This window comes from Mesorhizobium sp. M4B.F.Ca.ET.203.01.1.1 (assembly GCF_004791025.1).
GTDB lineage: Bacteria > Pseudomonadota > Alphaproteobacteria > Rhizobiales > Rhizobiaceae > Mesorhizobium > Mesorhizobium abyssinicae.
Genome location: NZ_SRUO01000004.1, coordinates 143,874 through 166,451, shown reverse-complemented (window position 1 = coordinate 166,451; position 22,578 = coordinate 143,874). Strand labels below are relative to the sequence as shown.

Sequence of the window (22,578 nt, the reverse complement as noted above, 5' to 3'; positions counted from 1 at the left end):
CGCATTCGGCGGGCGCTGCTCGCTCGCGCGTCCATGTGCAGGTGACGCTTCACTGAAAATAGCATGCTCCCGCCCGTCGTCCACTCACGACGCCTGCCCGTAGCGGAGCAGTTTGAAGCAATCGCCGCTGCCCGACTTCGTCTGCGCCAGCAGCGGTTTCGAGCGCTCGATCCATTCCTGCTGCGACCTTGCATCGGCCTCGATAACCTCGACCGGGGCAAGGGCGACAAAGCCCTTGCCCTTGCTGAACAGCCAGCAGGCGCGGGCGAGAAATCGCCTGCTGCGCTGGCGCAGCAGGTCGGCGTCGTAGAGGATATCGAGCATCTCATGCTTGATCTTGCGCTCCTTGTCGGGATTGGCGACGGCAGCCTCGATCGCCTCGCCGCCGATAGCATCCTGCAGGTCCTTGTAGTCCAGGGCGAGCTGGGTGGTGGCGTATTTGATCTCGTTCTCGTCGCGCACGATGTTGAACCACAGCGTCGGATCGAGCTCGTTGACGACGAACGACGTCTCGAAGTCGCGCGACAGGTTCAGGATGTCGAAGTCGCGGACATCGACGTCGCGCTCGACGAGCTGGATCTTGGCGACCTGCTTGCCAAGCTCGGGTCCTTCGGCGCTGATCGCGGCGTTCTTGCCGCCGAGCTCGGGACTGACATAGGCGCCGCCTTCATCCAGCACCTCGTCGAATTCGCCAAGCGTTTCGACGACGGGCGCGCCACGCGCAAGGCGCGCCGCCAATTTTGCCATGACCTGCTGCAGTTCCGTCTCGCGCCTGCGCTGGTCCTGATAATTCTGCTGGAAGAAGAAGATGAACAGCGACACGCCGATGCCGATCAGGATCACACCCAGCTGCGAAAAGATGTTGCGGTAATATTCCAGCAGCTTTTCACGATGGCGCACGTCGTCGCGCACGCTGTGCGCCACGCGCAGATTGACGATCAGCGACAGGATCAGCAGCCCGGCGCCAACCAGGATGAGGCCGCCGATGAGAAGGTAGCCATGGCCTGCGCTGAAATCCATTGGCTTGCCCCGAAAGCCCAGCCTGCGCAGATTAATACCATTTCGCTCAAATACCTATGGGCAGGGCAGCTTCGTCGCCCGACTTGTACCGCCTACGCCTGTTTGCGCCTGCCCGTTCGCTTCTTCGCCGGCGACCTGGCCGCGGGGCTGGCTGCCTCGACAGCTTGCATGGCAAGCCTGGCCTGCCTCAAGCGTTCGGTCTTTCGCTCGCGTTCGGCCGCTTCACCATCGATGATCTGGCGGGCCGCCCTGGTCGTGGCGTCCTGCTTCGTTTCGATGGCCGTCGGCTTCGGCTTGAATATTCCTTCGGGTACCGGCTGTTGTCGCATATGACGGTCTCCAATGATGAAAAGAAAAAAGGCCGGGCGAAACCCGGCCTCTCCTATGCGCCTCGATGATCGGTGCCAGTACATCCGTGGTCAACGACCAGAAGCGCAATCTCCTTACGCGGCCTGAAGGTTCTCCGCCGAACTCTTGCCGTTGCGGTTGTCCTTCACGATTTCGAAGCTGACCTTCTGTCCCTCGACGAGGGACCGCATGCCGGCGCGCTCGACGGCCGAGATGTGCACGAAAACATCGGGCTGGCCGTTGCCGACCTCGATGAAGCCAAAACCCTTGGTGGCATTGAAGAACTTCACGGTTCCAGTATTCACGACGATATCCTTTCAATCATCCATAGATAAACTGCTCGCCGCACAGCCTGCGCGGCAAACGATTTCAGATCGATTTTGAGAGGAAGATCGCCGAGAGCGCGGATTGCGCCAGAACAAGGTTCAACAAGCAAGATCGATACTTGCAACATAGAGCGTTGTGGGTCCGCGAACAAGGCGTAGTGTGAAAATAATTCTTTTTCTCAAAAAGATAGGCCGGTTTCGGTTTGGCTATTTTCATCCGCCTGGAGTGACTCGGCCACCATGGGCCAGGGGTCGGAGACACCAGCCAGGCTGTCAATCTACCCCAAGCTCGGAAGATGCCCGCAGGGCGGAGAGAGGCGCGAAGGATCGCCGCGATCGACCAACGGCAGCGACAGGCAGTTGACCCGGCCGGCCATACGCTCGATAGCTGCGCGCGAACCGCTGCCGAGCAACTCCCCGATGACGACAGACGCCAAATTCAACGACATGAAGGCAAGCGATCAGCGCGCCGCCGATCCCGCCTGGCAGGACGATGTCCGCGCCGGCGTGCGCCATGTGCGCGATCTCGCCGCGCTGCCGCTGTCGCCCGCCGAGCGCGCGGCCGCGCAGGAAGCCGCGGTGAACCACAAGGTGCGCATCCCAAAACCCTATCTCGACCTTATCGACTGGAACGACCCGAACGACCCGATCCGCGCGCAGGTGATCCCGTCGCCGGACGAACTGGCCGAGGCGGAAGGCGAGCTCGACGATCCGATCGCCGACCATGCCTACAGCCCGGTGCCGCGGCTGACGCATCGCCATGCGGACCGGGTGCTTTTGTTCCCGACCTATCAATGCGCGGTCTATTGCCGCTTCTGCTTCCGCAAGGAGTCACTGACCTCGATCGGCCGCGGCTACACCCGAGAAGCACTCGAAGAGGCCTTCGCCTATATTGCCGATCACCCTGAGATCCGCGAGGTGATCCTAACCGGCGGCGACCCGCTGTCGCTGCCCGACAAGGCGCTTGGCGAAATCCGCGCCCGCATCGAGGCGATCCCGAATGTGCGGCTGTTGCGCATCCACACCCGCGTTCCCGTCGCGCTGCCCTCGCGCATCACCGCCGGGCTGGTCGCGGCGCTGGAGGGCAGGCTGATGGTGACGGTGGTGACGCACTTCAATCACCCGCGAGAGATCACCGACGCTACCGAAGCCGCTTGCCGCCGGCTTAGGCAGGCCGGCTTCGTGCTGCTCAACCAGAGCGTCCTGCTCAAAGGCGTCAACGACAGTGTCGAGGTGCTGGAGGAGCTCTGCCGCGAGCTGATATACCGGCTCGGCGTCAAGCCCTACTACCTCCACCACGGCGACCTCGCGCGCGGCATGGCGCATCGCCGCACGACCATCGCCGAAGGCCAGGCGCTGGTGAGCGCGCTGCGAGCGCGCCTCTCCGGCATCTGCAACCCGACCTATGTCATCGACCTGCCCGAAGGCGGCGGCAAGGTGCCGCTGGGACCGAGCCACATCGAGGGGTGTGACGGAGAGACCTGGCGCATCCGCGGACAGGATGGGAAGGCGAGGGCGTACAGGGAGGTGGTGAGGGAGTAAGTTCGCTAGAAGCGCTTGCCTCTGGCTCCTCCGTTGGAACCAGCCTTACGGCTCCGCATTTTATGAGCGGGGGCTGAAGGAAGCGTGGCGTGAAACCTCTGTTGGGAATTCTGGGCGGCTTCGTGCTGACCCTCACGATCTTCGCCAGTGGCCTGGCCTTCGCCACCTGGCTGCTGGCCGCCAAACCGGTAGGCGTGGTCGCGCCGAGCCAAAGCGTGGCCGAGCTGTGGACCAGAAACGCCGAGCCGGTCGGCGCGGCCAAGCAGGCTCTCGAGCGCGTTCCCGCCCGCCCGGTTCCGGCCGACCCCAAGCCCGCCGATGCCGCAAAGCCCGAGATCGGGCCCGAGGTGACCGCCTCGATCGAACCGCAGGCGGGCGAGGCGCCGGCCGCCGCCGGGGAAGGCGCGGAGGCCACGATGGACCTGCCGGCCTCTCATGTCGAATGGTGCGAAAGCCGCTACCGCTCCTATCGCCTCGACGACAATAGCTACCGATCCTACAGCGGCGAGCAGCGCCCCTGCGTCTCGCCCTACCTCGACGCCGGCGCCGCCGACCAGGGTTACGTCAAGCTGCGGGACACTTCCATGAAGGCCGCCGCGATGGATCGCTTCGCCACCACCTATCAGGGCTGGCCGGGCGACGACACGTCGGGCGACGGCGCGTCAGCCGGGGTTTCAGCCGACCATATCGACTATTGCTTCAGCCGCTACCGCTCCTACCGCCCGGAAGACAACAGCTACCAGCCCTACGACGGCGGCCCGCGCCAGCAGTGCGAGTAGGTGCCCCGCTAATCCAGAACCCTCTCGTCGATCTCGTCGACGCTTCTCGTCCCGGTCAGCGCCATGGTGACGGATAGCTCCTTGCGCAGGATCTCGATGGCCGTCGCCACACCGGCCTCGCCGCCGGCGCCGAGGCCGTAAATATAGGCCCGTCCGACCAGGCAGCCGCTGGCGCCGCGGGCGAGGGCCCGCATCACGTCCTGGCCCGAGCGCACGCCGCCATCGAACAGCACCTCGGTTTCTGAGCCGACAGCCTCGACGATCCGCGGCAGCTTGGAGATCGTCGACGGCGCGCCGTCCAACTGGCGGCCGCCATGGTTGGACACCACGATGGCGCTTGCGCCGGCCTTGCTGGCGGTGCGTGCGTCCTCGGCGTCGAGGATGCCCTTGATGATGAGCTTGCCCGGCCAGATGCTCCGGATCCATTCGACGTCGCTCCAGTTGAGCGTCGCGTCGAACTGGTGCGACACCCAGTCGGCCAGTTCCTTGACGCCCCGCTCGCCTTTCACATGGCCGGCGAGATTGCCGAAGGTCCAGCGCCTGGCGCTGAGCATGCGCCAGGCCCAGCCCGGCCTCGCCGCCATGTCGAGGATGTTGCGCAGCTTCAGCGACGGCGGCACCGCAAGCCCGTTCCTGATGTCGGCGTGGCGTTGGCCCAGCACCTGCAGGTCGACGGTGAGCACCAGCGCGCCGCAGCGGGCGGCGATGGCGCGCTCGACCAGCGAGCGCACGAAGCCGCGATCCTTCATCACATAGAGCTGGAACCAGAATGGTTTTGCGACCGCCTCGGCGACGTCTTCGATCGAGCAGATCGACATCGTGCCGAGCGTATAAGGCACGCCGGCGGTCTGCGCGGCGCGGCAGGCGAGAATTTCGCCATCGGCCCACTGCATGCCGCCTAAGCCGATCGGCGCCAGCGCGATCGGCAGCGCGGCTTTTTCGCCCAACATCGTCGTCGCGGTGTCGCGTTGCGCGACATCGACCAGCACCCGTTGGCGGAAGGTGAGCCGCTCGAGATCGGCGCGGTTGGCGCGCAGCGTCTGCTCGGAATAGGCGCCGGCCTCGACATAGTCGAAAAAGGCCTTTGGCACGCGCCGGCGGGCAGCCTGTCTGAGGTCCTCGATGCAGGTCATGCCCTTGAGCGGCGCCGGCGCGGGTGACGCCCTGGCCCGGTCGCGAACCACTGCTGCTTCACTCGATTGTTGGAGTTCGGGTACCGCGGTGATCAGCCTGTCCATCGTCGTCTCCCAACGAATATTAGCCATTGCTGATAGTGCAGGCCCATTGAATGCGCCGTCGCCGGCGATGTAAACTCACTAGCGAGTATACATTGGAGCGCTCCCCGCCCCGTGCCCCGATCGTCCGACCAGACCAGACCAGCGATACTGCAGGCGGCCTACAAGCTGTTTCGCCGCCGCGGGTTCTTCCGCGTCGGCATGGACGAGATCGCGGTCGCCGCCGGCGTCACCAAGAAGACGCTCTACTACCATTTCGACAGCAAGGACGCGCTGCTGACGGCGGTGCTCGCCTCGCAGCACGAGCGCGCCTTCGCCGAGTTCCAGACCTACGGCATCGACCTGTCGGGCGGCGCCGAGCAGCTGATCGACAAGCTGTTCAAGGGACTGGCCACATGGTCGGCCAAGCCGCGCTGGGCGGGATCGGGCTTCACTCGCCTCGCGATCGAGCTCGCCGACCTTAACGGCCATCCCGCGCGCTCTATGGCGCGCGAGCACAAGGCGCTGATGGAACGGCAGCTGGCGAGCCTGCTTGCCGAGGCGAAGGTGCCGTCGCCCGGCGAGCGGGCGCGAGAGCTGTTCCTGCTGGTCGAGGGCGCCATGGTGATGATCCTCGTACACGGCGACCGCGACTACTGCACGGCGGCAGCGGAGGCCGCGAAGCGGCTGGTGATGGGACAGCCGGCAGGTTCCTTGGCGACTGGCGAAATCGATGGAGCGAGTAATCTCCCCCCTTGAGGGGGAGATGGTCGGCAGACCAGAGGGGGTGCCTCGCGCCGGCTCCTCAGAGCAACGCCCACCACCTCAGCCGGCGATAATCTTCCCCGGATTCATCACATTAGCCGGATCGATCATCTCCTTGATCGCCCTGGCCAGCGCCTGCTTGACCGGGTCGACGTGGCGCTCATAGGCGTCGCGCTTGTCGAGGCCGACGCCGTGCTCGGCCGAGAACGAGCCGCCGCTTGCCTGCAAGCCTTCATAGAGCACGTCCTCGATCGCCTCGTGCAGCGCGTGCGGGACCGGCCCGTCTGTGTTGATCGAGATGTGCAGATTGCCGTCGGCGAGATGGCCGAACACATAGGGCGCGTAAGTCGCGTCGATTGCCTTCAACCCGGCCTCGATGCGCGCCACATAGGTATCGAGCCCGCCCGCCGGCACCGACACGTCGAAGGAAGGCGGCAGATGGTGCATGCGCTCGATCATCTCGGTCTCCTCGCGCAGCCGCCAGATCGCCTCCGCCTGCGCGACCGAACTGGCGACCAGCCCGTCGACGATGCCGGCTTCCTCCCAGATCGCCGCCAGCCCATCCTCCAGCGCTTCTCGCGCGGCCTCGACGCTGTCGGCGCCGAGCTCGAGCACCAGCAGGCAGGGGGCATCGAGCGGCAACTGGCCGGGCGTGAAGCCGAGCATGCGGTTCATGGCGGCGGCGAAACGCTGCCACAGGATCTCGGCGGCGTTGAGCCGCGTCTGGGTACGCTCCAGGAAATGCCGCACGATGCGCTGCGCGCTGGCCGCGTCCGGCACGCCGACCAGCGCCGTGGCGCTGGCGCCCGCCACCGGATCGAGCCGCAAGGCTACGCGGGTGACGATGCCGAGCGTGCCCTCGGCGCCGATGAACAGGTGCTTAAGATCGTAACCGGCGCTGGTCTTCAGCACCCGCGTCAGGTCGGAAAATATGCTGCCGTCGGGCAGCACCGCTTCGAGGCCGAGCACGCGATGGCGCATCGTGCCGTTGCGAAAGGCCATGATGCCGCCGGCATTGGTGGAAACCATGCCGCCGATGGTGCAGGAGCCGCGCGCCGCAAGGTCGATGCCGGGGTCGAGCGCATGCGCGGCCGCCGCCTCCTGCAGCACCGAGAGCGGCGTGCCGGCTCCGACGATGGCGACACGCCCGAACGGGTCGATCTCTTCCACCCTGTTCAGGCCGCCGAGGTCGCAGATGATCTGGCCTTCCACAGTCGCAGCGGCCCCCGTCAGGCCGGTGCGCCCGCCCTGGGCAACGAGGCTGAGACCGCGCGCCGCGCAGAATTTGACCAGCGCCGCGACGCCTGCGGTGTCGGCCGGCCGCACCAGCGCGGTGGCGCCGAAATTGCGGGCATCGAAGCCAGGATCGCGGGAGGCGAGCTCGGTGGAGTCCCAGACGGTGGCGTTGGGGCAGGCGGCGCGGAGGGAAGGCAGGAGGGAGGACATGCAGGCTCCAGGGTTTGGGCGCTCTGACGGCAAACGACCTCACATTCACAACCGCGCTGGGCTGTGATGCGCTGGCCGCTCACGCTTGACCGGTGGCTTAGCCAAGTAGAATGCCGACGACAATCATCATCTGAGGCCGAGGCTAGCCCAAATGGCCTTTGAGATGGCGTGTCACAGGCGCTTCGACATAGCTGAAGATGAATACGGCGACGATGGTGACAAGCAGGGGGGTGGCCACCAGCACGAGGACATGAACGATGCGCGAGGTCGGGTCGAGCGACACGATCTTCTCGGACGCACCATTGACGAACTGGTGGCATAGATAGATGGCAAAGGTGCATCTGGCGACGAAATTGACCGACGCCGACCGCACGACATGGCCCGACCGCTCCAGGATCACCGTACCGAAGAGCAGCAGCGCTGCCGGCAGGCCAAGCCCGACGAGCCGGGGCAGGTCCGCCCAGAACATCGGCCTCAGCACCACCGCCGCCATGCCGATGCCGAGCGCCAGCAGCGCCCATCCGACGGCGCGATCCTGCGCCGGCCAGTGCTGCTCGCCTCCAAGCGCCTTGTAGATCAGGACGCCGAAGGCGAAGTCGATCAGGATCGGATCGGTGTAGGCCGCCAGCGCCGGGTTCTGCGGCTGGAACATCCTGCCGAGCAGCACGAGCAGGACGACGAAGGCCGAGGCCAGGTAGGCGGCATTGCGACGGCTCACCGCCAGGCAGGCGGCCATGATCAGGCTGAACTGGACGATGATCACCAGCGTCCACGTCGGATGCAGGATCGGATAAGGTCCATACGGGATAAACAGCATCGACATCACCAGCTCGCGCACGGTCGGCGTGCCGTAGCCCGTCACCCAGTCCTTGGCGAAGAAGGCCAGCAGCGTAAACAGCCAGTAGAGCGGCAGGATGCGAATGGCCCGGTCGCGCAGATAGGCCGGCGCCGTCCTGCCCGGACGGCTGAGCACATGTGCCGAAAGGAACCCCGACACGACAAGGAACAGGTCGGTTCCGAAGCGCAGCATATCGACGATCGTCGACCCGGCGCCGATGGCGATGAAGACAGGCTCGAGATGGACGTAGACGATGCCATAGGCGGCTATGAGCCTGAGGATCTGGATATTGTTCCAGAACAGCTTTTCCCGCGACGCCGAAATCTGCCTGGTGGTGAGTTCGTATTCCTCGCCGATCCGTGACGAGACCCCCGCCACTCGATTGCTCGCCGTCCCCGGCAGCGGCGAGCCGGGCAGCCGGCCCCGGTCACATGGAGGGCCGGATAGGCCCGCAGAAGAAGCATGAAGAGCATGCTTGCGGCCAGCGCCGCCAGCCCCAGGGTGACGAATGCGAACACAGCCCTCATCGGGTCAGTCCAGGTCACGTGCTTTATGCAGCGGCACGTGTTGCTCCGCCGGGTTGCCACACCGTGGCCGGACTCTAGGCGTGTCGCGCCGGGAAAAGAACAGGCGCATAGGTATATACCCATATGCGCCGCGCTACCGCTTTCGGATGCTGGATCATCCGGGCATCAACCGATGATTGCGTAGATTCCTGGGATCGTTCGGCCGCGCCGGGCGTTTGAGCAAAAGCTGAAATGGAGGAACCGACAATGGGTGACGATCGGCTGGAGAAGATCAGGCAGCGTGCCTATGAAATCTGGGAACGCGAGGGCCGTTTGTTCGGCAATCACGACCGGCACTGGAGCCAGGCCGAGGCGGAAATCGACCGCGAGGCGGCCTTGCCGCTGACGGCCGATGACGCCCTGCCGGAAACCCGCAAGATCGCCAGCACCGACATACTGACGGTCGAGGAACTGGCCATGCGCACCGGCATAACCGGCGACGAGGCGCAAGAGCTGATCGACAGGCTGGGCAGCGACCGCGCCGCGATCGAGGCCGCCGCCCGCAGCCTCAAGGCGAGACGGCGGCTCTAAAGCAATTCCAGGAAAGATGCGTGGCGGTTTTTCGTCCGGAGTAGCGCTTGGCGAAAGCAATTCCAGGAAAATGCGGGGCGGTTTTCCGTCTTGCAACTCAGGAAAAATGAGCGACAGCCTTCCGCCCGCAACTACGCACGAACAAATAGCTCCGGGTTGCTGAGGAAACCGGGAACAGGGTGGCGTCGCTGTGCGTTGATCTCTGCAAGGAGATCAAAAATGTCTATGCCGAAAACGTCTGTGCACAAGGAAGACTATCGGACAAATCGGGCCGACTACCTGATCGCCAAGGCGCCGATCCCCAAAGCGGAGCCGAAACCGAAGAAGAGGTCGTCCCGGCTTGGTGAGCAGCGCTCGGCCCGGCTCTCGGAGAGCCCTTTGGAGACGGTGGCGAGACCGCAACCGCGCCGCTAGCCGCCTTTCGCCGGTGGCCGGCGGGGCCGCCTTGGCCCGTGCTGACCACGTCCTCTGTTCTGTCGGAACTCTTGGCGCCTTCGCAGGTTCATCCTTCATAACCCCGAAGGAGACCACGCCATGGATCACACCAACCACGTAAGGCTCACCAATGCCGAGCTGACCCCGGCCATCCTCGAAGGCGCGACCATCTACGGCCCTGACGACGAGAAGATCGGCTCCGTCGACCACATGCATGGCAGCCAGGTCGTCATCGACGTCGGCGGCTTCCTTGGCATCGGCGCCAAACCCGTCGCGGTTCCCGCCATGCAGCTCGATTTCATGCGCGACGAAGACGGCGACGTCCACGCCGTCACCTTCTGGACGAAGGATCAGCTCGAGGACATGCCCGAGCACCAGGACTGAAAGAGGGGCCCGGCACGGCCGGCCTTCCTCTTCGGGAGGTACACGATGATCCGAAAACTCAAATCCGGAAAATACCGGCTCTATTCGCGCAAGAAGGACGAAAAGACCGGCCGCCGCCGTAACCTCGGCACCTTCGACAGCCGCGAGGCGGCTGAGAAGCACGAGCGCGAGGTGCTGTATTTCAAGCGGCATTGAGCGGGTAAGACCAGGAATTGGCAGGCATGCCGTCAACCTCGATTCGCAAGACCGATTACGATCCGGAACGCCGCATCCTCTCGGTATGGTTCGTGGCAAGCGGCAAGCACTATGAGTTTCAGGGTGTTCCGCCGGAGACGTTCGCGGCATTCCGGGCCGCCTTCGCCAAAGGCCGGTATTTCAACGACCACATCCGCAATCGCTTCAGCCACCGTCTCGTGCCCGCCGGCAACGCCGATCCCGAATGACCGCGGCTCCGGCTTCAGTCCGGTTTGTCGTTACGCGCCACCGGGGGACGGGGCGGTTCGTATCCCGTCACCAGCTTCACCTGGTCCAGATCGACCGTCACGACCGGCCGCAGGTTCACCGTCACCTTGCCGGCCTGCTCATCGATGCGCGTGACTTCCCCTATCAGCTCGATGTTCTGGCCGTTCCTGGCCGTGCGGTCGGCTATCGAATGCGGATGCCCATAGGTCGGAATGCTGACACTTACCCGCTCCTCGTCGATCCGCCGCAGAACGGTGGCATGGATGGCAACCTCATCGCCGACACCAACGCCTCTCGCGGGCCCGCGCCTGGTCATCGGTCAACGTCCAGCCGCTCATGTTCGGTCCGCTGATGCCAGATCACCTGGCGCAGGTCAGGCATGTCGACCGGCTGGCCGCATCTGGGGCAGAGATAGAAATGACAGGCCGGATATCCGCCGGGCGGGTTTCCGCGCCGGGTGCTGGCGATGGGCGGCCCGAGATCGGAAAGTTTCGTCATCCGCGCAGCTTCCTGGCCTCCCGCGCCAGCCTTTTCCGGTCATTGCCGTGCTCGCGTATCAGCGCGCGGACCTCGTCAGGCGTGATGCGGTTCTGCTTGGCGAAATATCTGACCTCGTACTCCTCGTCGGCTGAGACGAGACTCTGGTCGCGGAAGCCGCGGTTGCTTTTGTCGTCGGCCATTGGTTTCTCCCGAGATATCGTTGCTGCGCTCTGGCTAACATAAGCCGGCACGCGGACCCGGGTTCCATGCGTAGGCCGGCAGTGGCCGGCCAGGCACCCCTTGAGCGGCGGAGCCAGCCGCGATTTCCCGCAGCGGAACTGGCGACGGCGCGCGACGCACTCAGCAAGCCATCGGCGACAACATAATTGGGCATCGCCTTGCGGGCCGGGCTTCAGCCCTGTTTGTCGTAGCCGGCGGTAACCTCGCCCTTGTGTGCGGCAAAGGCTTCAAGCATCTCGGTCTTCTCGGCCTTCGGAACCTTGAAGTGATCGAGCGTCCGCCCGAGTTCGGCCGCGACCTCATCGAACTCCGCCGGCGAGATCCGCAGGTCGCGATGGGCTTCCTCGAGGCCGAGCGGCGTCGTGCCGGGCTTGGTGGCCACGAACTTGAGCGGGCCGCCGGAAACGTCGCAGACCCACAGCGTGCGCATGAATTTGAGGCCGGGCAGCCGTTCGAGGTTCTTGGTGTGCCATTTCCGCAGCTGCGCATTCTTGGATTTCTGGCCGACGATCGGGTTCTTCACGATGGCGTCGCTGAAGTGATCCACCACCGCCGCGATGGCGAACACGCCGCCCAGCCGCTCGTACAGGCTTTTCTCAGGCTTGGCCTGCTCCTGCGCGAGCGCGTTGTTGGTGGCCACTACAGTCGTCGATGCGGCGGCGACCGCCAGCGCGACGACGCTTCGTCTTGTGAGAGAGGTCGAAACAGCCGTTTTCATCTCTGGTTTCCTTCGCGTTGAGCCAGAGCAAGCCGCGGCCTGGTCTGGCGGCGTCAATGATTTGATTTTCGGATATGTCCACTTTGCCTTACCCGGCATGGTCCGCGGCATTAACGAGCGCCGCGCCCGACTTGTTCCTTTTGAGCCGGCTGGGCGAAGGACCTGCAGCGCGAAGGCGAGGGGCATGTTTGCAAGCGGCATTTGACCATGCCGACGCGGTTGGGGCTCGAAACGGTCCCGGCCTACCAACCGCACCGCTGGCTTCGCAGCTCCGATTGCGCGGCGATCGCCGGCATCGCGACATTGTATCCGGCAGTCTCACCCGGTCGGCGTGATGGCATCAGGCCGCCCTGGGTTCATGCGTCCAGTCGGCCCGGCGACGGATCACGGGAAGTCTGCCTTTCTCGTTCACCCCAAGCTATCCCAAGGCTTTATGGGTGCCGGTGGGCGCGGGGTTGGAAAAACGATGACGCAACGTGCGCTGATCACATGCGTTCTATTGGGAGGACCGTGCCCGATCTGACGGGCCGGCCTCATGCGCTGAAAGATCGGAGGCATCGGGATGTCCAAGTTCAAAGAAGCTCTTGAGCGCGGAAAGGAAGCCCGTAATCAGAAGGGGAGAGGCGCCGAAAATGCGAGGGCTGCGGAGCGAAATGTGCCTGTGGCGGACTTTGAAGCGCAAGCGAGGGCCTGGCTGGATGACGTCGTGGTTGCATCGTTGCAAGCGGCCAATGCCGAGGTCGCTGGCGAGGTGGCTTTCGACATAGACACCGCATCCGATCGCTTGGTCAAAGCATCGACACCGTCGATGCGGTTCGAGATCTACAGGAAGCGGCAATCGGAAAATGCGGTCAGAAGGATGTTCACAGTCAGTGTCGAGGTGAGCGGAGCGGTGTCCGTGTCGGCCCCCGGGATGGTAGCGAAAGACGTCGGAAACATAGGCGACAAGTCTGACGCAAAGTTCCGCAACCTGGTCGCGGAATTGATCGAGGAGGCGGCAAAGGGCACCTAGCCAGCCCTTCGCGCCTGCCCTAGATACCCGCGCCATGCCCCAACGCTACGGCATAGAAGAGACACCTGAAGGCACGTGGGACATCGTCGACGTCTTCACCGGTTTGCCGGTCGTCGAGGACGGCGTCCCCCTGATCGACATGCCCATCGAAGAGGCCGACGATCTGGTGGGCCTCCTCAACCGACGCGACAGGGAGCAGCGGGGCATGAACGGCATCTGATCCCGCCGCGAAAAGCGGCAGCCTGCCTGATACCGGATTGAGACAGCGCTGAAACACGTCGCCGACAGCGGCGGCATCCCTGCGAAACGCCCCGGAGGGAAAGTCATCGCTTACCAATCCCAGGAGTACGCCGATGACACCCGACCAGATACGCCGTTGCAGCCTGCTCCGGAATCAACTGGGAGGTAACAACATGCATAGCCTTCAACGCAGAGAACTTCTCGTTCAAGGAAGTGCGGCTCTTGTCGCAATCGCTGCTCTCCATGCCTCGCGTCGGGCTTACGCTTTTCCAGCACAGGCGGGCGAGGAAACCATTCCGTGGCTGGATCAGCCGACCGAAAATCCCGATCCGGTAGGTATCCAAAGCCAGCTTGTCTGGGAGGATCTGGATAGCTGGATAACGCCAAACGACAAGTTCTTCAGCATCTCGCATTTCAATCGACCAACGATCGATGAAAAGACGTGGTCAATGGAGATCGGAGGGCTGGTCAAGAAGCCGTTAAAGTTGACGCTCGCCGACATCAGGGCGCGACCGCGCCAGGAGGTCGTGTTCACAGTGGAATGCTCAGGCAACCACGGGTTTCCTTTTTTCACCGGCGGCATCGGCAATGCACGCTGGGCAGGGACGCCGCTCGCGCCGATCCTCGAGGAGGCCGGCGTTCTGGAGAAGGGCATCGAGGTCGTCTTCTTCGGGACTGACGAAAGCGAGATCCCGATACGCGACGTCAAGATGAAGCAGAACTTCGCGCGCAGCATGTCGCTCGCCGACGCCATGAATCCCAACAATCTGCTCTGCTATGAAATGAATGGCGTCGCGCTGCCGGCGGCCAACGGTTTCCCGCTACGGCTCATTGCTCCGGGCTGGTATGGGATCGCCAACGTCAAGTGGCTGAAGCGCATCGAGGTTCGCGACACCAGGTTCATGAGCCTTCTGATGGCCCGCGACTATGTCACCATCCGGGAGGAAGACCACAATGGCGAGACCGTGTGGACCGAGAACTCGGTGGGCCGAGCGCTGCTGAAGTCGGCGCCCGCGAAGGTCACCCGGAAAGGCTCGGACTACTCGATCATCGGGGCCGCCTGGGGGGCACCCATCGACCGGGTCGAAGTGCAGATCGATCAAGAGCCTTGGGCGCCAGCGACTATCGACCACAGCGAGGAGGCCGAACACGCCTGGGAAATCTGGTCCCTGACATGGGCTGGGTTTCGTCGTGCACGGGCTGGACCGCGCCGAGACCATCCTGCCCACCGTGCGCGATCTCGACGCCTGTTCGCCATCGACGGCGATCTCCGGGCGCTGTTTCCGGAGCGCGACATGACCAAGCAGGGCGCCAAGGTGATGGCGGCGCCGGCCGAGTTCCTCGAACTGCAGACCGCTTTCCTGCAAAAGCAGATCGAAAAGTCCGCCGAGCAGGCCAAGGCGCTCCAGGCATTGATGCTGAAGGCTACCGAGGACGTATCCAAGCCGATCAAGGATGCCTTTGAGAAGGCCCTGAAGGAACGCAAGGCGGCCTGATTGCTCGAGGCAACCCGAGCCGGCGCCTCGCGCCGGCTCGGCGCCTGGTAGCCGCCGGCCATTCGTAGTGGCCTAATTCGTCCAGATCGAGCATGCAACCTTTTGGCCGGTGGCGGGGTCGCGGACGGTTTTCGCGGCGATGCGGTGTAGGCCAACACGGTTGGATTTGACTTCCTTGCTGGCGAGGTAGGTCGGATCGCCGACTTCCCAATGATAGCGTGTGTTTGTCGGAGCGCGCTGCCAGGTGAACTTCGAGACGTAAGCCACCTGACCCGGAACGGTGTGGTCGAAGCGGCAGTCGATGGTAGCCGGCATCAGCCCCTTCGCTGCCATCGTATTGATGACCGCGTCGGCATTGGCCGCGGTCAACCATGCATCTATGCCGCTGGTCTGGAATGTATCTCTGCCGCTCGTCCGGTACGTCATGCATCCTGCAAGGGATGCCAGCAACAGCGCGCCAATTGTTGCGCTCGCTCTGCCTGCCCACTTGCTGCCTTCGCGCCTGCTGCCTGCCTGATTGATGCGCATGCCCCGTCTCCTTCCGAAAAGGTGGAAATCAGCCGGGCCAGACTGTGCCCGGTGCGGCATACCTGCGTATATTAGGAACTTCACATGCTGCAGCCGTTCATCGGGCCGCGTCAAAGATGCTGAAAGCTGCCAGGACGTGTCCAAGCCGAGCCTGGCCGCGCGCCCTCGCGCGGCGCCCAGCATATGGGCCGAATTTTGCGTCCGTCGATCTTATGATTTTGAGCAGGCGCCGCCGCGCGGACGCCCGTGTGGCCGCCCCGCCACAAAAGGTTAGCCAAGCCGGCTCTTAACGGTCCTTACCCCCAAAATTAACCATTCGTTAACCATTCGGCCCCTAGCGTTTACCTATCAGTAAGGAATCGCTTCCCGTGACCTTCGCAGCCCCCGTCGAGACCAAATCCATCCGTTTTCGCGCCCGTTCTTTCGTCGCTTTCACGCTCACCCCCGAAGCGCCCCTGGATGTCTGGCTGGAGAGCCTGGACCGCTGGATCGGCAACTCGCCGGGCTATTTTGCCGGGCGGCCGGTGGTGCTCGATCTCAACACCTTGAAGCCCGATGTTGCGGCGATCGATTCGCTGGTCGGCGTGCTCGGCCAGCGCGGCATTCGCGTCTATGCCATCGAGATGGATGGCGGCGCCGAGCTTGGCTCGCACCTGCCGCCGAAGCTGATCGGCGCCAAGGAGGCGACCAGCGACGGGTTGCTCTTGCATCCCGGCCGCAAGAAGGCGGAAGAGGGCAAGGCTGACGAGCAAAAGCCCGAGGAAGGCAAGGCGCCGGCGAAGCCCGCGCTGCCCGGCGGCGACACGTTGATGGTGCGCACGCCGATCCGCTCCGGCCAGTCGATCTTCCATGCGCATGGCGATGTCATCGTTCTCGGCTCGGTCGCGTCCGGCTCCGAGATCGTCGCCGCCGGCTCCATCCATGTCTACGGCACGCTGCGCGGCCGCGCTTCCGCCGGCGCGCTCGGCAACATTGCCGCGCGCGTCTTCTGCCGCAGGAACGAGGCCGAGCTGATCTCGGTCGACGGCTGGTACACCACCGCCGAGGAGATGGAAAAGGTTTCGCGCGGCAAGGCGGTGCAGGCCTTCCTCGAGAACGACGTGCTGTGTGTGGTGCCGCTCGGCTGACCCCGGCCGATCTGGGGCGGCGCAATCGTAAGCCTGGGACCGGTTTCGCGTGCGATGGTCCTGCAACACCGTGCCTGGCACGGCCGAAACAACAATCGCCAAACGGAGGCATTTCATGGGCAAGGTAGTGGTGGTCACCTCAGGCAAGGGAGGCGTCGGCAAGACGACGTCGACAGCGGCGCTGGGTGCCGCGGTCGCCAAGACCGGCAAGAAGGTGGCGCTGGTCGATTTCGACGTGGGCCTGAGAAACCTCGACCTGATCATGGGCGCCGAGCGGCGCGTCGTGTTCGACCTCGTCAACGTCATCCAGGGCACGGCGAAGCTCTCGCAGGCGCTGATCCGCGACAAGCGGGTCGAGACGCTGTTCCTGCTGCCGGCCTCGCAGACGCGCGACAAGGATGCGCTGACCGAGGAAGGCGTCGGCGAGGTGATCGAGCGGCTGCGCTCGGTATTCGACTATGTCTTCTGCGACAGCCCGGCCGGCATCGAGCGCGGCGCCCAGCTCGCCATGCGCTTTGCCGACGAGGCGGTCATCGTCACCAACCCGGAGGTCAGCTCGGTGCGCGATTCCGACCGCATCATCGGCCTGCTCGACGCCCGCACCATGAAGGCCGAGCAGGGCGAGGCGATCGCCAAGCACGTGCTGGTGACGCGCTATGACGCGGCGCGCGCTGCGCGCGGTGAAATGCTCTCGATCAACGACGTGCTGGAGATCCTGTCGACGCCGCTGCTTGGCATCATCCCCGAAAGCCAGGATGTGCTGAGGGCCTCGAACCTCGGCTCGCCGGTGACGTTGGCCGATCCGGCCAACGTCGCCGCCAAGGCCTATATCGACGCCGCAAGGCGACTGGAAGGCGAGGACCTGCCGGTGGTCGTGCCCTTCGAGCGCAAGGGCCTGCTCAACCGTCTGCTCGGAAGGAGGGCGGCATGAACATTCTCGACCTCTTCAAGCGGCGCACCAGCGCGCCGGTGGCGCGCGAGCGGCTGCAGCTGCTGCTCGCCTACGAGCGCCAGAGCCGCGGCCAGCCCGATCTGGTCTCCATTCTGCGCGAGGAGATCATGGCGGTGATCGCCAAGCATGTGCAGATCGATCAGGATTACCTCCAGGTCTCGATGGAGCGCGGCAAGACCATGTCGACGCTGGAAATCGATATCCAGATCCCCAACAAGAGCGCCACGCCGCTGGCGCTGGCGGGGTAGCAGGTGCTTTACCTCTCCCCCGCCAGAGGCGGGGGAGAGGTGGCCGCGCAGCGGCCGGAGAGGGGGCCTGCGACGCCGGCGGGTTCCCTCTGATCGATTTCAAGGCCGGCGCATCTCCCCTCTCCGTCTCGGCTTCGCCGAGCCACCTCTCCCCCGCCTTCGTGGGGGCGAGGAACCGGAGCCTCCCCGGCGGTTCCTGCGATCCTTCGCACCCCCCTCTGGTCGGCCGGCCCCTGCGCCCTAGATCGAAGCTTTTCGAGAAACTCACTCCTCAAACGATGAATTGGCTACAGGCAGGCAAGACAGCCGGATTCCCCCTCGAGGGCGATGTCCGGCAGGCCACGGGCGGGCGCTGTCGCGCCGTTCTTGCCGTGCGCGCTAGTCCTATCGGGGGACTTCCCTAGCGGAAGCGAGGGATGTAGAAGCCCATATTAGCTAATCGTTAATTATCCGAAGTGCGTTTGAGTTGGAGGTGTTCGGTCATGAACTTCAAGAAACTTATCAAGCGTGCCGATGAGGTGGACAGAGCTTTCGAGGAGCTCCAGACGGATTTGGCGGAAGCATTCGATGCGTGCCTCGACGAAGAATCATCGGAGGAGGTCAGCGTCGCGGGGCCGGATTCCGTGCCGGAAGAGGACGCTCCACGGCCGGAGGCCGAAGTGCAAGCGGGCGAGAATCCACAGCGCCTGACCCCGCACACGCAGACCAGGCTTGCCGCGCTTGGCGCCCTTGATGGGCTGTTCCGCGATGCGCAGGGGCACCTGGAGGAAATCAGCGGCAAGCTCTCGGAGATCGCCACCTCGCAGCATTTGACGCGCGAGTTCCTCGGCATCCTGCATGGCGACATCCTGCGCGCCAACGAGATGGAACTTACCAATGCCGGGCTTTCCGGCGAGCAGCGGGCGCTGTCGGAGCAACTGGTCGAGGCGGCGCGCAAGCAGCGCGAGCGCGACGGCGCGTTCGAGGCGCTGCAGCAGCGCGAGGCGAGCCTGGTGCAGGAGCGCGAGGCGCTGCGCGCCGCGCTCGCCGCGGCGAGGCTCGAGCTCGTCGAGGCGGCCAATGCCGGCGCCAGGCGCGAGGCCGAGTTCGGCGACATCGCCAAGCAGCTTTCGGCGAAAGCCGTCGAGGCCAACCGAAGCGCCAGCGAGAGCAAGATGCTGCGCGAAAAGCAGGTCAGCCTGGCGGTCGACCTCGACCAGTCGCAGAAGCGCGAAGCCGAGGCGCGCCACAAGATGGACGAGGTCGCGGCCATGCACGCCACCGACATGGCGCGGATCACCGATCTGGCCGCCGCGCTCGGCAGGAGCGAGAAGGAGGAGGCGCGGCTGCAGAAGGCGCTGGAGAGCGCCCAGGCGAGGCTCCAGGAATCGGCAGAGGCGACCAGCCTCACCGAGGCCGATCGCGAGGCCGAGCTTGCGCGTGGCCAGGCCGAGATGCGCGGCCTGCGTTCCGAGATCCAGGACCTGCAGGCGCGGCTGGAGCGTGCCGCGAACGAGAACGGCGAGGCGGCAAGCGAGATCGCCAGGCTCAAGGCGCAGGCCAGCGACGCGCTCGCCGAAAAGCAGATCGCCGACGAGAAGCTGGCCGTGCTGAGGAGCGAGAGCGAAAGCGACAAGATGAACCTCTCGGCCGTCAACGCCAATCTCTCGCAGCTGTCGCTGCAGCAGGCCTCCGAGCAGATCGAGCTCGATATCCAGAAGCAGGAATGCGAGGACCTGCGCGCCGAGGTCGCGACGCTCAATGCCCGCATCAAGGAGCTCTTACCCTTTGAGCGCCTGCACCGGGTGACCACCGCCAGGACACGCGAGGACAATGTCGTCGAGATCGCCGGCGTGGTCGCCGACCCCGCGCACCCCACCCACCGCCGCCGCGCGCGCCGCCGGCTGCACGCGTCTTAGGATTGGCGAAAACCGCAGAGCTGCCGATCTCCCCGCGGGGGAGAGATTGGCAGTTTCAGCGTCGCCCCTCACTCCGGCTGGTAAAGCTCGTCCATGCTGAGCGCGGCCAGCGTGGCGAACGGCGCCTGCTTCTTCACCCTGCCATGGTCGAGGATCACCACGTCGTCGCAGAACGAGATCGTTGAGTGATGGTGGCTGATGACCAGCGTCGTGCGCCGTCCGGCGCGCGATTTCAGCGTTTCGACGATCGCCGCTTCCGACAGCCCGTCGACCGCGTTGGTGGCCTCGTCGAGGATTAGTATGTCGGGGTCGCGCACCAGCGCGCGCGCCAGCGCGATGCGCTGCCGCTGCCCGGCCGACAGGTTGACGCCGCGATAGCCGGCGACGGTGGCGTAGCCCTGCGGCAGGCGCTCGATGAACTCATGCGCCTCGGCGAGCCGCGCGGCGCGCTCGGCGTCTTCGACTGACGCGGTGTCATGGCCATAGGTGATGTTGTCGAGGATCGTGCCGTCGACCAGCTCCAGCTCCTGGCTGGCCAGAGCGATGTGGCGCCGCCAGTCGGACGGATCGATCTCGCCAAGCGGCGTGCCGTCGATGAGGATTTCGCCGCCGTCCGGCTCGACGAAGCGGCACAGAAGATTGACGATCGTCGTCTTGCCGGCGCCGGAGCGGCCGATCAGCGCCGTCGAACGGCCCGCCCGGATGTCGAAGGTAGCGGCATGCAGCACCGCCGCGCGCTGCTCCTCGCTGGCATAGGTGAAACTGACGCCCTCGAAAGCGATGCGTTCCTTAAGCCCCGGAAACGGCAGGCTGCCCTGCGGCGGCGCCGGCTTGCCGGTGGGGTCGAGCAGCCAGGTCACCTCTTCCAGCGATCCGGAGAGCCCCTGCAGCTGGCTCCAAGACATCTGCAGCGCCCGCATATGCGGCTGCAGCCGGTAGAGCAGGATGAGGAAGGCGGCGGTCAGCGGGAAGCTGACATCGGCCAGCCACGCGCCGATCACCGTCGCCAGGAACAGCATGGCATGCAGAACCTCGGTCAGCGGCGGCAGCGCGCCCTGGCGGGTCGAAAGCACGAAGGCGGCATGGCGCACCCCGTCGGAGGCCCTGTCGAACGCCGCCTTCTCGCGCGCCTCCTGGCCGAAGATGCGGATGAGGCGCCCGGCATGCACCAGATGCAGCATCCGCGAGGCGAGCGCGCTGTTGCGCGAGGCAACGCTGCGGCTCGGCGCCTTGAGATGGGCTGACAGCATCGCATGCGCCACCTGGACAAGGGCCAGCCCCAGCGTCACCAGCAGCGTCATCTTCCAGGACAGAAGCAACAGGAAGGCGAGCAGGATGATCGCCGCCGAGGCGCTGACGATCGAGCCGAGCAGCGCCTGGATGGCGTCGGAGGCGCGCCAGGATTCATTGGAGATGATGTTGAGCAGTCGGCCCGGGCTCTCGCGCAGGAAGAAGGGATAGCCGACCCTCAAGAGCTGTTCCGACAGCGCGCTGCGGATGGAAAAACTCGCCTTGCCGTAGATGTGGGCGGTCAGCACCGTATTGGCGAAGCCGAGCAGGTTCTTGAGCAGGATCGAGCCGAGGATCGCCGCCGAGATGGCGATCAGCCGCTCGCGCTCGCCGAGCCCGGCGCCGACCTTCTGCAGCAGGGCGGAGAGACCGCCCATGCCGGAAGCGTCGCCATGACCCATGATGATGCCGAGCAGCGGGATGATCAGGCCGATGCCGAGGCCCTCCAGCGCGGCGCCGGCAAGCCCGAGCAGCACCACGATCGGCAGCAGGCGCCGCAGCCCGCCGCCGAGCGCGCGCCGCAGGATCGAGAGCGCCGGTGGCAGCGGCCGGATCATCGCGCCCTGGCCTCGGCTTCGCCGGGCTCGGCGCGCCGCAGCGGTTCGGGGGCCGGCCGCCTGGTGATGACAAGCAGCGCGAATTTCGCCGCGCCCGCCAGGTTCATGGCGACGACGGGCCAGTGCGACAGCCTGAGCTCGGGATCGAACCTTGGGCCGCCGACAAGCTCGCGCAGTGCCGCGCGCACCGCCCAGTAGAAATGCCTGAGCAGCCAGGGCGCGCGGCGGATATGCTTCAGGCAGAGCGCGCCATTGCCGAAATGATAGTCGCGGTGCAGCCGGTCGATCGCCTTGCGGTCGCGCCGGCCGTGATGGTGGAAGATCGTCATGTCAGGCACATATTCGACCGGCATGCCGAGCAGCATTGCCCGCACCAGATAGTCGGTGTCCTCGGCCGAGCGCAGCGCGCCGCCGGTGCCGAAGCGCTCGTCGAAGGGCCCGATGCGGGCGGCGACGTCGCGGTGCATGGTCATGTTGCAGCCGAGCACGAAGCCGCCCGGATGGACGGCCGGCGTCAGCCGCTGGCGCTGCTCGCAGCGCTTGATGGTGAAGGGCAGGTCGCGTGCGTCGCCGAGCTCGACACGGCCGCCGCGGATCAGCCATTTCTCGCCGCTCGCATAATGCCGCTGCAGGTCGCGCAGATAGGTCCGCTCGAGCTTGCAGTCGTCGTCGACGAACACCAGCACGCGGCCGCGCGCCCGCGCCAGTCCGGAATTGCGCGCCGCCGCCAGCCCGGGCCGTGGCTCGGAGAGGGCGGTGATGGGCACCTTCGATTTCTCGGCGATCGAGGCCAGGCGTTCCGGCGTGCCGTCGCGCGAGCCATTGTCGACCACCACCAGCTCGGCCGGAAAGGCAGGATGAGTCCGGCAGGCCGCCTGAATCGAGGCGATACAGGCCTCCAGCACGTCGACGCGGTCGCGCGTGCAGACGACGAAGGAAACCTCCGGCCGATGGCGGGCGGGTGAGGGCGGGGGCAGTCGTTCGTTCATGCCGCGCCCCCCGCAGGGTGGTCATGGTTGCCGATCGTAAAGAGGGCGCCGACGGCGAAGCCGCCGATCTCCCCCCTTGCGGGGGAGATGGCCGGCAGGCCAGAGGGGGGTGGGAAGGAACGCTGGTCTTCGACGTTGGCTTTTTCC

At 65.2% G+C, this 22,578-nt stretch carries 28 protein-coding genes; 16 read left to right on the top strand and 12 right to left on the bottom strand.

Annotated elements, in window-relative coordinates; all coding sequences use genetic code 11:
* Nucleotides 1-84: 84 nt before the first annotated feature.
* A complete protein-coding gene (locus EN846_RS10640; protein WP_128346777.1) occupies nt 85-1,020 on the bottom strand; it encodes a hypothetical protein in 936 nt (311 codons plus the stop codon).
* On the opposite strand from EN846_RS10640, the gene EN846_RS35035 reads away from it, so the two are divergent.
* Nucleotides 1,000-1,353 carry a hypothetical protein gene (locus EN846_RS35035; RefSeq protein ID WP_189379747.1) on the top strand — a complete coding sequence of 118 codons (354 nt, stop codon included), beginning with the start codon at nt 1,000-1,002 and terminating at the stop codon, nt 1,351-1,353. The two genes, EN846_RS10640 and EN846_RS35035, sit on opposite strands and share 21 nt — an antisense overlap.
* Before the next feature lie 110 nt (nt 1,354-1,463).
* Here the strand turns inward: EN846_RS35035 and EN846_RS10630 are convergent, their stop codons facing one another.
* Nucleotides 1,464-1,673 carry a cold-shock protein gene (locus EN846_RS10630; RefSeq protein ID WP_127283918.1) on the bottom strand — a complete coding sequence of 70 codons (210 nt, stop codon included), beginning with the start codon at nt 1,671-1,673 and terminating at the stop codon, nt 1,464-1,466.
* 441 nt (nt 1,674-2,114) lie between these two features.
* Here EN846_RS10630 and EN846_RS10625 point away from each other — a divergent pair, with 441 nt between their 5' ends.
* Both EN846_RS10625 and EN846_RS10620 read left to right on the top strand, forming a co-directional pair.
* The gene (locus EN846_RS10625) at nt 2,115-3,236 is read left to right on the top strand and encodes a KamA family radical SAM protein (RefSeq protein WP_127394101.1); all 1,122 of its coding nucleotides are present in this window, start codon (nt 2,115-2,117) and stop codon (nt 3,234-3,236) included.
* Nucleotides 3,237-3,325: 89 nt separating this feature from the next.
* Nucleotides 3,326-4,015, top strand: a complete 690-nt coding sequence (locus EN846_RS10620; protein ID WP_135858016.1) for a BA14K family protein — start codon at nt 3,326-3,328, stop codon at nt 4,013-4,015.
* An 8-nt stretch (nt 4,016-4,023) separates the two neighbouring features.
* Here the strand turns inward: EN846_RS10620 and EN846_RS10615 are convergent, their stop codons facing one another.
* The gene (locus tag EN846_RS10615) at nt 4,024-5,148 is read right to left on the bottom strand and encodes an alpha-hydroxy acid oxidase (protein ID WP_245493399.1); all 1,125 of its coding nucleotides are present in this window, start codon (nt 5,146-5,148) and stop codon (nt 4,024-4,026) included.
* Between the two features lie 216 nt (nt 5,149-5,364).
* On the opposite strand from EN846_RS10615, the gene EN846_RS10610 reads away from it, so the two are divergent.
* Nucleotides 5,365-5,988 carry a TetR/AcrR family transcriptional regulator gene (locus EN846_RS10610; RefSeq protein ID WP_187331180.1) on the top strand — a complete coding sequence of 208 codons (624 nt, stop codon included), beginning with the start codon at nt 5,365-5,367 and terminating at the stop codon, nt 5,986-5,988.
* Between the two features lie 66 nt (nt 5,989-6,054).
* Here the strand turns inward: EN846_RS10610 and EN846_RS10605 are convergent, their stop codons facing one another.
* Complete coding sequence (locus tag EN846_RS10605; protein WP_127393545.1) at nt 6,055-7,440, bottom strand: FAD-binding oxidoreductase; 1,386 nt, start codon at nt 7,438-7,440, stop codon at nt 6,055-6,057.
* Nucleotides 7,441-7,582: 142 nt separating this feature from the next.
* Nucleotides 7,583-8,656 carry an acyltransferase gene (locus tag EN846_RS10600; RefSeq protein WP_189523680.1) on the bottom strand — a complete coding sequence of 358 codons (1,074 nt, stop codon included), beginning with the start codon at nt 8,654-8,656 and terminating at the stop codon, nt 7,583-7,585.
* A 395-nt stretch (nt 8,657-9,051) separates the two neighbouring features.
* Between EN846_RS10600 and EN846_RS10595 the strand changes: the two genes are divergently transcribed.
* The 5 genes from EN846_RS10595 to EN846_RS10575 all read left to right on the top strand — a co-directional run bounded on the left by EN846_RS10595 (nt 9,052) and on the right by EN846_RS10575 (nt 10,637).
* Nucleotides 9,052-9,375 carry a DUF2934 domain-containing protein gene (locus EN846_RS10595; RefSeq protein WP_127283925.1) on the top strand — a complete coding sequence of 108 codons (324 nt, stop codon included), beginning with the start codon at nt 9,052-9,054 and terminating at the stop codon, nt 9,373-9,375.
* Nucleotides 9,376-9,594: 219 nt separating this feature from the next.
* A complete protein-coding gene (locus tag EN846_RS10590) occupies nt 9,595-9,789 on the top strand; it encodes a hypothetical protein (RefSeq protein WP_127310587.1) in 195 nt (64 codons plus the stop codon).
* A gap of 120 nt (nt 9,790-9,909) precedes the next feature.
* Nucleotides 9,910-10,194: a PRC-barrel domain containing protein gene (locus tag EN846_RS10585; protein WP_127283927.1), complete on the top strand. Its 285-nt coding sequence runs from the start codon at nt 9,910-9,912 to the stop codon at nt 10,192-10,194.
* Nucleotides 10,195-10,239: 45 nt separating this feature from the next.
* Entirely contained in the window at nt 10,240-10,389 is a 150-nt protein-coding gene (locus tag EN846_RS10580; protein WP_127394275.1) for a hypothetical protein, read from the top strand.
* Nucleotides 10,390-10,415: 26 nt separating this feature from the next.
* Nucleotides 10,416-10,637 (top strand): KTSC domain-containing protein, encoded by a 222-nt coding sequence (locus EN846_RS10575; protein ID WP_127394276.1) that lies wholly within the window; start codon nt 10,416-10,418, stop codon nt 10,635-10,637.
* A gap of 14 nt (nt 10,638-10,651) precedes the next feature.
* Here the strand turns inward: EN846_RS10575 and EN846_RS10570 are convergent, their stop codons facing one another.
* The 4 genes from EN846_RS10570 to EN846_RS10555 all read right to left on the bottom strand — a co-directional run bounded on the left by EN846_RS10570 (nt 10,652) and on the right by EN846_RS10555 (nt 12,094).
* Complete coding sequence (locus EN846_RS10570) at nt 10,652-10,972, bottom strand: hypothetical protein (protein ID WP_127394274.1); 321 nt, start codon at nt 10,970-10,972, stop codon at nt 10,652-10,654.
* Nucleotides 10,969-11,154 carry a hypothetical protein gene (locus tag EN846_RS10565; protein ID WP_127394273.1) on the bottom strand — a complete coding sequence of 62 codons (186 nt, stop codon included), beginning with the start codon at nt 11,152-11,154 and terminating at the stop codon, nt 10,969-10,971. The genes EN846_RS10570 and EN846_RS10565 overlap by 4 nt, the downstream gene beginning before the upstream one ends.
* Complete coding sequence (locus EN846_RS10560) at nt 11,151-11,336, bottom strand: DUF3606 domain-containing protein (protein WP_128346458.1); 186 nt, start codon at nt 11,334-11,336, stop codon at nt 11,151-11,153. The genes EN846_RS10565 and EN846_RS10560 overlap by 4 nt, the downstream gene beginning before the upstream one ends.
* Nucleotides 11,337-11,548: 212 nt before the next feature.
* On the bottom strand, nt 11,549-12,094 hold the full coding sequence (locus EN846_RS10555) for a group 1 truncated hemoglobin (RefSeq protein WP_127393331.1): 546 nt from the start codon (nt 12,092-12,094) through the stop codon (nt 11,549-11,551).
* Nucleotides 12,095-12,656: 562 nt separating this feature from the next.
* Here EN846_RS10555 and EN846_RS10550 point away from each other — a divergent pair.
* From EN846_RS10550 to EN846_RS10540, 3 genes are all read left to right on the top strand, one after another.
* The gene (locus EN846_RS10550; RefSeq protein ID WP_127393330.1) at nt 12,657-13,106 is read left to right on the top strand and encodes a hypothetical protein; all 450 of its coding nucleotides are present in this window, start codon (nt 12,657-12,659) and stop codon (nt 13,104-13,106) included.
* A 34-nt stretch (nt 13,107-13,140) separates the two neighbouring features.
* Nucleotides 13,141-13,326: a hypothetical protein gene (locus EN846_RS10545; RefSeq protein WP_127310582.1), complete on the top strand. Its 186-nt coding sequence runs from the start codon at nt 13,141-13,143 to the stop codon at nt 13,324-13,326.
* Between the two features lie 193 nt (nt 13,327-13,519).
* Nucleotides 13,520-14,842 carry a molybdopterin-dependent oxidoreductase gene (locus EN846_RS10540; RefSeq protein WP_190241164.1) on the top strand — a complete coding sequence of 441 codons (1,323 nt, stop codon included), beginning with the start codon at nt 13,520-13,522 and terminating at the stop codon, nt 14,840-14,842.
* A 72-nt stretch (nt 14,843-14,914) separates the two neighbouring features.
* Here EN846_RS10540 and EN846_RS10525 read toward each other — a convergent pair whose 3' ends face one another.
* The gene (locus EN846_RS10525; RefSeq protein ID WP_127310579.1) at nt 14,915-15,370 is read right to left on the bottom strand and encodes a hypothetical protein; all 456 of its coding nucleotides are present in this window, start codon (nt 15,368-15,370) and stop codon (nt 14,915-14,917) included.
* Nucleotides 15,371-15,738: 368 nt separating this feature from the next.
* Between EN846_RS10525 and minC the strand changes: the two genes are divergently transcribed.
* The 4 genes from minC (at nt 15,739) to EN846_RS10505 (ending at nt 19,595) form a co-directional block, all read left to right on the top strand.
* Nucleotides 15,739-16,497, top strand: a complete 759-nt coding sequence (minC, locus tag EN846_RS10520; RefSeq protein WP_127393329.1) for a septum site-determining protein MinC — start codon at nt 15,739-15,741, stop codon at nt 16,495-16,497.
* 115 nt (nt 16,498-16,612) lie between these two features.
* Complete coding sequence (gene minD / locus EN846_RS10515) at nt 16,613-17,428, top strand: septum site-determining protein MinD (protein WP_127286477.1); 816 nt, start codon at nt 16,613-16,615, stop codon at nt 17,426-17,428.
* The gene (gene minE, locus EN846_RS10510) at nt 17,425-17,697 is read left to right on the top strand and encodes a cell division topological specificity factor MinE (RefSeq protein WP_127286476.1); all 273 of its coding nucleotides are present in this window, start codon (nt 17,425-17,427) and stop codon (nt 17,695-17,697) included. Before minD ends, minE begins: the two co-directional genes overlap by 4 nt.
* 482 nt (nt 17,698-18,179) lie before the next feature.
* Nucleotides 18,180-19,595 carry a hypothetical protein gene (locus EN846_RS10505; RefSeq protein ID WP_127393973.1) on the top strand — a complete coding sequence of 472 codons (1,416 nt, stop codon included), beginning with the start codon at nt 18,180-18,182 and terminating at the stop codon, nt 19,593-19,595.
* Nucleotides 19,596-19,663: 68 nt separating this feature from the next.
* On the opposite strand, the gene EN846_RS10500 is transcribed toward EN846_RS10505, so the two are convergent.
* Nucleotides 19,664-21,442 (bottom strand): ABC transporter ATP-binding protein, encoded by a 1,779-nt coding sequence (locus EN846_RS10500; RefSeq protein WP_187331178.1) that lies wholly within the window; start codon nt 21,440-21,442, stop codon nt 19,664-19,666.
* Nucleotides 21,439-22,431 carry a glycosyltransferase family 2 protein gene (locus EN846_RS10495; protein WP_127392606.1) on the bottom strand — a complete coding sequence of 331 codons (993 nt, stop codon included), beginning with the start codon at nt 22,429-22,431 and terminating at the stop codon, nt 21,439-21,441. Before EN846_RS10495 ends, EN846_RS10500 begins: the two co-directional genes overlap by 4 nt.
* Nucleotides 22,432-22,578 lie beyond the last annotated feature (147 nt).

Coding starts and splice junctions, on each gene's coding strand:
- EN846_RS10570 (WP_127394274.1), bottom strand. CDS start 10,972: ATGACCAGGCGCGGGCCCGCGAGAGGCGTTGGTGTCGGCGATGAGGTT.
- EN846_RS10525 (WP_127310579.1), bottom strand. CDS start 15,370: ATGCGCATCAATCAGGCAGGCAGCAGGCGCGAAGGCAGCAAGTGGGCA.
- EN846_RS35035 (WP_189379747.1), top strand. CDS start 1,000: ATGGCCTGCGCTGAAATCCATTGGCTTGCCCCGAAAGCCCAGCCTGCG.
- EN846_RS10585 (WP_127283927.1), top strand. CDS start 9,910: ATGGATCACACCAACCACGTAAGGCTCACCAATGCCGAGCTGACCCCG.
- EN846_RS10495 (WP_127392606.1), bottom strand. CDS start 22,431: ATGAACGAACGACTGCCCCCGCCCTCACCCGCCCGCCATCGGCCGGAG.
- EN846_RS10565 (WP_127394273.1), bottom strand. CDS start 11,154: ATGACGAAACTTTCCGATCTCGGGCCGCCCATCGCCAGCACCCGGCGC.
- EN846_RS10625 (WP_127394101.1), top strand. CDS start 2,115: ATGACGACAGACGCCAAATTCAACGACATGAAGGCAAGCGATCAGCGC.
- EN846_RS10575 (WP_127394276.1), top strand. CDS start 10,416: ATGCCGTCAACCTCGATTCGCAAGACCGATTACGATCCGGAACGCCGC.
- EN846_RS10550 (WP_127393330.1), top strand. CDS start 12,657: ATGTCCAAGTTCAAAGAAGCTCTTGAGCGCGGAAAGGAAGCCCGTAAT.
- EN846_RS10540 (WP_190241164.1), top strand. CDS start 13,520: ATGCATAGCCTTCAACGCAGAGAACTTCTCGTTCAAGGAAGTGCGGCT.
- EN846_RS10560 (WP_128346458.1), bottom strand. CDS start 11,336: ATGGCCGACGACAAAAGCAACCGCGGCTTCCGCGACCAGAGTCTCGTC.
- EN846_RS10545 (WP_127310582.1), top strand. CDS start 13,141: ATGCCCCAACGCTACGGCATAGAAGAGACACCTGAAGGCACGTGGGAC.
- minE (WP_127286476.1), top strand. CDS start 17,425: ATGAACATTCTCGACCTCTTCAAGCGGCGCACCAGCGCGCCGGTGGCG.
- EN846_RS10615 (WP_245493399.1), bottom strand. CDS start 5,148: ATGACCTGCATCGAGGACCTCAGACAGGCTGCCCGCCGGCGCGTGCCA.
- EN846_RS10590 (WP_127310587.1), top strand. CDS start 9,595: ATGTCTATGCCGAAAACGTCTGTGCACAAGGAAGACTATCGGACAAAT.
- EN846_RS10555 (WP_127393331.1), bottom strand. CDS start 12,094: ATGAAAACGGCTGTTTCGACCTCTCTCACAAGACGAAGCGTCGTCGCG.
- EN846_RS10605 (WP_127393545.1), bottom strand. CDS start 7,440: ATGTCCTCCCTCCTGCCTTCCCTCCGCGCCGCCTGCCCCAACGCCACC.
- EN846_RS10505 (WP_127393973.1), top strand. CDS start 18,180: ATGAACTTCAAGAAACTTATCAAGCGTGCCGATGAGGTGGACAGAGCT.
- EN846_RS10640 (WP_128346777.1), bottom strand. CDS start 1,020: ATGGATTTCAGCGCAGGCCATGGCTACCTTCTCATCGGCGGCCTCATC.
- EN846_RS10500 (WP_187331178.1), bottom strand. CDS start 21,442: ATGATCCGGCCGCTGCCACCGGCGCTCTCGATCCTGCGGCGCGCGCTC.
- EN846_RS10580 (WP_127394275.1), top strand. CDS start 10,240: ATGATCCGAAAACTCAAATCCGGAAAATACCGGCTCTATTCGCGCAAG.
- EN846_RS10595 (WP_127283925.1), top strand. CDS start 9,052: ATGGGTGACGATCGGCTGGAGAAGATCAGGCAGCGTGCCTATGAAATC.
- minD (WP_127286477.1), top strand. CDS start 16,613: ATGGGCAAGGTAGTGGTGGTCACCTCAGGCAAGGGAGGCGTCGGCAAG.